Here is a 5,458-nt window from a genome sequence, read left to right on the forward strand (position 1 = left end):
GAACTGCTCCAACGATCGACCAAAACAGCAATGAGCTGTGAACTCTCAGTTGAGAGCACCAGAGGCAAACTCTAGACCGCTTTGCAACACGACCAAACCTTTTATATAGGTTTACCGCGCCCTCTCACGGCAATGACCTGGGTTCGAATCCCAGCCGGAGCATCCTTTTCCCCACGCAGTCCAGCAGTTTTCGGCTATCTCCCAACCAGTAGTTTGCCTGTCTTGAAACCGATCACACTGAGAACGTCTCGAATCCGACGCCGTTCGGTGACCGTCGAAACGGTGTGGGAGTTCGACCTGCTGACGGAGGTGAGAAACCGAAAGCCGTTCCATCCAAACACCGGAACCCTCCGCGTTCAGACCGAAGAAGCCATCACCGTGTCGGTTCAGGCGAACGTGCTGCGCCCGGCGCTTCCGGACACGTGAGCGAGCTCGGCGTAGACGTCCGCGATCCGATCCCGGATCTGCCGACCGCTCACACGGGGGTCGAATCGGTCCTTGTTCGGTGCCCATTCGACATCGTTAAAGAACGTATCGCGGTGGTCGTCGATCCCCTCTGGCGGGACGATATCGCCCGGCTCCTCGCGATACAGGTCAAAGGCGGTTCGAGTGTACTCGTACTGGTAGCGGGTGTCCTTGTTCACCTTACAGATCCCGTGTTCGAGCATCTCCTGTAGCTGGTCGGATTGGACGCCAGAGGACCCGTGTAACACGAGTGGCGTATCGATACCGTGGTCACGCAGTGCGGTTCGGATCTCCTCGGTCAGGTCGGGTTTGAGTTCCAAGTCTCTGCCCTTGGCAACGCCGTGTTGTGTCCCGACGGAGATCGCGAGGAGGTCACAGCCCGTGCGGTCGACGAACTCGACCGCCTGTTCAGGGTCCGTGTAGAACGCGTGTTCCGACACGATCTCGTCCTCGACACCCTTGATCTTCCCGAGTTCGGCCTCAACGAGGATATCCGCGTCGGCGCTCTCGACCATCTCGACGACCTGTTTGCTGCGGGCGACGTTCTGTTCGAACTCCTCGTGGGAGGCGTCGATCATGATCGAGGAGGGGATCCCCAGCTCGATCTGTCGCTGGATGATATCGAGGTCGGTCTGGTGATCCATGTTGAGAAACACGCCGATGTCGTACTGTGCGGCGATCCGCTCGATGTACGTGCCCATGACGCGTAAGCCGGCGATAGGGTCGCCGTTGCCGGCGAACGTACACGCTCCGTTGCTCATCTGTAAGAGGAGGTCGGAGTCGACCTGTGCGGCACCCTGAACCAGCCCGGTCATCACGTTCGGTTCCGCGACGTTGCTCGCGATCAAACCGAAACCGGAGTCGAGCGCTTCGTCGTACACAGTCGACAACGCCTCACCACCATTGATTGTCATATGTACGAAGTATCATGGAAGGAGATAAGCGCTGTTGCTGTTCAGTTATACGCGGACCGAACCACCCAGCCGCGGCGGAACATATTCGTTCAGTGACCCGAACAGCTCCCGCATGAGCGACGAAGCGGATCCCCGGTCCACACCCGACACCGTCGAAGTGCGGGGGGAGGATATCAGGACGCCGGAGGTAGGGTACCGGATCGTCGAGTGGGAGCCAAGGGGTCCAGTGACGCCACTGATGCTGCACTGGAGCCGGTCACAGCTCGTCCTCTCGGAGGTGTCGATCCCGCAAAACGCCGACACCGCCGACTGGTCGGTGCTCGATCGGTACGGCACCGAGTACGCGACGCCGGAGTTCTTAGGCCGTCTCGCGAAGCCGGGGCCGGAGGGCGTCCCCGAGGCGATCCAAGGACTCGACGAGGGTAGCGAGACGGAACGCCGTCTCGCGGGCGCTCAGCTCAAGCGGATCGCCGAACAGTATCCAGACGCCTGTGAGCCGGCTATCCCCGTGCTCGTCGACAGGCTCACATCAAGCGATCTCGCGGTTCAAGCGGAGATCGTCGGGATATTCGAGGCGCTCGCGTCGGCAACCCCCGCGCTCGTGATCCCCGCGGTGGACACGTTGGGGGAACTGCTCACGGCGGAGACCGACGACCGCCTGCTGCGGACGACGCTCACGGTGATCCGGCGCGTCGCGGAGGAGGACACCTCCGCGGTCACGGAGCTCGTCCCGCGGCTCGAACCGCTGTTGAAAGACGACACCGGTGACGAGGTTCGGACGCTGCTGGTACTGGAACACGTCGCCGACTCACACCCCGAGACGTTGCTCCCGATCACTCCCACCCTCGTCGAGTACGTGACGAACACCTCTCGTGGAGGTCGCATCGGTGCGCTGTCCGTGCTCGGCCGGGTCTCGAAAGCGTATCCGAACGTCGGGACGGAAGTGGTTCCGGTCGCACGGGAGCTGCTTACGGTGGACGACGACAAGCTGCGAACGAACGCCGCCGGGCTCCTCGCCGATCAAGCCGAACAGTACCCGGAGGCGGTGCTGCCCGCGGTGCCGGCCGTGATCGGGCTCCTTGACGACGAGAACGAACAGACGAGATACAACGCGACGTCCGTTCTCGCCCGCGTCGCGGACCACGACCCGGATACCGTCGAACCGGCGACCGAGTCACTGATCGACGCACTGGAAGAAGAGCAGGCGGCGGCACGTGAGAACGCGTGTTGGGCGCTTGGACGGATCGAAGCGACGACTGCAACGGACGCCCTCGGCCGGCGCGTAGCGCACGACACGAACGAGCGCGTTCGGACGGTGGCGTCGTGGGCGCTCGACGAGATCGCCGAGCCGTAGGCCGCAAACGCCGATCTCGACGCCCCGTCCGCGACGACTCGTTCACGGTACCCTGGCACGGGACTCACCGATCGGCACAAGTTACTCATGGCCGTCGTGAGAGAGTACTCCAATGACGACGCGCCGGATCTTCGATCGCCAGACGCCCGCTCGCGGTCGGGCCGCCGCCGTTCGCTGGGCCGCCGAACGCGCCGCCGACGTCCCGCAGTCCGCGTTGTACCTCCAACCGGCGGCGGTCGGCGACACCACCGTCACTGACGAGTGGGCACGACACGGCTCCCGCGTGCGGCTTCGACTCGAGCGGTTTCGGACGCTGGTCGACGAGCTGTACGAGGCAGACACGTACGAGGGGCCGTCGACGTACGTCACGGACGCCGAACGTCGATGGGTCGTGTCGGACGCGCTGACACGCATCGACGACCCGGATCACCCGCTGTACAGCGAGGGGGAACCCGCGGCCGGGCTCGTCGATCAGGCGGAGGAGCTGTTGACCCTGCTGGAGTTCGCCGGCGCGATTACGGCGACGGAGGTAGAGCGCCGGCTCGCGCGGGAAGCACTCGACGAGCTCGGTCGAACGCTGTCTCGGTTCGTCGCGCACGTCCACGACGCACGGGCGGACGGCTTCGACGAGCCGAAAACCTTCCGAAGCGAGCGGTTCAGACACGTACTCGACGCCGGTCGACCGCTCGTGCGGCGCGAGCTCGCCGCGACCGACGTAGTGGTCGTCGGGGCGTTCCGGACGCTCTCCGCACAAGAGCGTGACGTCGTCGCGCTGCTCGCCGACGCGTTCGACATCGGCGTCGTCCTCGCGCGCGTGGGCGATGGGGACGTGGACGGGGTCCCGGACGTGGCTGATAAGGCCGAGAGAGACACGGCAACCGGTGTGGACCACGCCGTCCGCGGCCTTTGCGAGTGGTACGACCGACTCGGCTGTACCCCGTCGCCGAGTGCTGACGACCGGGGGTCCGTCTCGCCGCGTGAGACCGCGGCCGCGGCCCTGTACCGGCAGGACGGTGGTTCCGGGGATCCGGTCGCTCTCGGCGACGGCGTCTCGGTCGAGACGCACGCGACGGTACAGCGGGAGGTGCGGGCGATCACACGAACGGTGCGGTCGCTGATCGGCGACGGCGTCGAACCGGAAGCGATCGCCATCGCTCCCTTCGACGAGGCGACGTACGGCGACCGTCTCGCGGACGCACTCCGCGACGCGGACGTTCCAGTGGCTCACGGCTCCGATCGGTCGTTCTTCGCCACGACGACCGGCACGCTATTCGAGGCGACGATCGATCTCGGTTCCGAACCCGACCGGCTCGCCCCGCTGGTCCGGCTCCTGTCGAACCCCCTCGTGTTCCCCTCGCGGACGGCGACGACCCGGAAGGTCATCCGGATCGCGGAGCGGTCGGAATCGACTCGGACGGCGACGCTCATGGCGCACCTCGACGGGAACGCCGAAACGCTCGTCCGCGAGGTCGTCGCGGCGTGTGAACGGTTCGTGACCACGACCGACGTCGACGCCGCCCGCCGGAGGCTGTTCGACGACATCGGCGTGCCGACGACCGCCGACGGGACGGGTCTCACGGACGCGGTCGGGTTTTCGCGGGGCGTCGGGAGCCGGGAGCGGCGAGCGATCGAGCACGCGACGGAGGTGTGCGCCGCGCTCGCAGAACGTCGGGAGGTAGCCGGTGGAAGCGACGACCGGGGCATGGACGTCGAGTCGGTACGGCGAGCGCTCGACGGTGTCACGGTTCGCGTCTCGACGGGCCGAACGTCGGACGCCGTCCGTGTCTGTTCACCCTGGGAGGCGGCGGCGAACCCGGTCGAACACGTGTTCGTTCCGGGGTCGACTACCGAGCACACCCCGTCACCCCCGCGACGGTTGGCGTTCGCGCGGCCGCTCAACGACGCACACCCGGATTTCGAGGCGGCGGACCCCGTGGCAGCCACCCGGTACGCGTTCGCACAGCTCGTCGCGTCCGACGCGGCCGTGACGTTCTCCGCCCCCGAACGGGACCCGGACGGCGACCCGTACGTCCCCGCCGATCCGATCGTTGAGCTCGAACGCGTCACGGACGTGGACGCGACGAGCGTCGGCGGCGAGCGGGCGGAGCCGGCGACCGTCACCGACGTCCACCGCTCGCTCGCTCGGGCCATCGATACTGGGGCGCTCACCCCGGAAACCGTCTCGACGGACGGCGAGACGTACGACATCGCCGTTTCAGAAGCGAACGCCCCGTCGCGGCTCGCGAACGGCGTGCGGGTCTCGGCCGCGCGGGCGAGCGACGAGGTCGGGAAATACGACGGGCACGTCGATCCGGCGGTCGTCGCGGACCTGCGGGACGGTGGACGGCCGTACAGCCCGAGCCGTCTGGAGACGTTCGCCGACTGTGCGTTTAGATACTATCTCGAACACGTCTTGGAGATCGAACCGGACGACCCCCTCACGCTGGAGCCGAACGCACTCGACGTCGGGTCGTACGTTCACGACGTGCTGGAACGCTTCTATCGCGAGTGGCGCGCGGACGGACACGAGACAATCACCGGGGAGACGCTCGCGGCCGCGGAGGAACGGCTGTACGCGGTCGCGGTCGAGCGACTCGAGACGCTCCGCGCGCCCGACACTGCGTTCCACGACGCGTGGCTCGACGCGCTGTTCGACGGGTTGCGCGGGGCGGATGCCGTGGCTGACGATCCGGAGCCTACGCCCGGCGATCCGGACGCCCCGGCC

Annotated in this window: 4 protein-coding genes; 3 read left to right on the top strand and 1 reads right to left on the bottom strand. The window is 66.4% G+C overall.

All coding sequences use genetic code 11. From position 1 onward, the window contains the following. Positions 1-267 precede the first annotated feature (267 nt). The gene (locus tag ACFQEU_RS10840) at positions 268-426 is read left to right on the top strand and encodes a hypothetical protein (protein ID WP_379782007.1); all 159 of its coding nucleotides are present in this window, start codon (positions 268-270) and stop codon (positions 424-426) included. Here the strand turns inward: ACFQEU_RS10840 and fba are convergent. Continuing rightward, positions 387-1,379: a class II fructose-bisphosphate aldolase gene (gene fba / locus ACFQEU_RS10845; protein ID WP_379782009.1), complete on the bottom strand. Its 993-nt coding sequence runs from the start codon at positions 1,377-1,379 to the stop codon at positions 387-389. The two genes, ACFQEU_RS10840 and fba, sit on opposite strands and share 40 nt — an antisense overlap. Positions 1,380-1,491: 112 nt before the next feature. Between fba and ACFQEU_RS10850 the strand changes: the two genes are divergently transcribed. Both ACFQEU_RS10850 and ACFQEU_RS10855 read left to right on the top strand, forming a co-directional pair. Further along, the gene (locus tag ACFQEU_RS10850) at positions 1,492-2,733 is read left to right on the top strand and encodes a HEAT repeat domain-containing protein (protein WP_379782011.1); all 1,242 of its coding nucleotides are present in this window, start codon (positions 1,492-1,494) and stop codon (positions 2,731-2,733) included. Positions 2,734-2,845: 112 nt separating this feature from the next. Continuing rightward, positions 2,846-5,458 (top strand): PD-(D/E)XK nuclease family protein (locus tag ACFQEU_RS10855; protein WP_379782013.1); only part of this gene is annotated, 2,613 nt, incomplete at its 3' end.

It is taken from the genome of Halorubrum tibetense (assembly GCF_042661865.1).
GTDB lineage: Archaea > Halobacteriota > Halobacteria > Halobacteriales > Haloferacaceae > Halorubrum > Halorubrum tibetense.